Source organism: Pedobacter sp. 05L430, from assembly GCF_056397585.1.
This window is the reverse complement of sequence record NZ_JBFTNT010000632.1, coordinates 1-489: the sequence shown is the minus strand read 5'-3', so window position 1 is coordinate 489 and position 489 is coordinate 1. Positions and strand designations below refer to the sequence as shown.

Annotated in this window: 1 protein-coding gene; it reads right to left on the bottom strand. The window is 35.4% G+C overall.

Annotated features, from left to right (window positions below; all coding sequences use genetic code 11):
* Positions 1 to 487 (bottom strand): ZIP family metal transporter (locus AC1DG9_RS27715; protein ID WP_477635787.1); only part of this gene is annotated, 487 nt, incomplete at its 3' end.
* Between the last annotated feature and the right edge of the window lie 2 nt (positions 488 to 489).

The window sequence follows — 489 nt, the reverse complement described above, 5'->3', positions numbered from 1 at the left end:
ACCCAAAGGGGGCCATTATGGCAAAAATCCCAATGTAAATGAGTATGTTACTCTTTTTAAATTGATTTTGCATTAAAATACTGGCTAATGCAAAGGCAGCGGGGATGTGATGAAGTGAAATTCCAAATATCAAAGCATTATGCTGATCTTTTGCTAAAGGCATTCCCTCAAGAAAAGCATGAAGACAAAGACTAATCATAATTCCGTATGGAAATACTTGTGTCTCATGGTGTTTGTGGATGTGACCATGCTCTACGCCTTCAGAAAATTGCTCTAAAAATATCTGTAATAAGAAACCTATAAGAATAAATATTCCAATTTCCTGCGGGTCAGAACCACTGTATGCATCTGGAATTAAATGTAAAACAGTTATCGCAAATAAATAGGCACCACTAAAAGAGAGAATCAGTTTTAAAAGCTGGGACTTGTCGCTTTTAACTAAAAAAATAGCAGAACCTCCCAAAAATGCACTAAGAAATAGAGAAATAG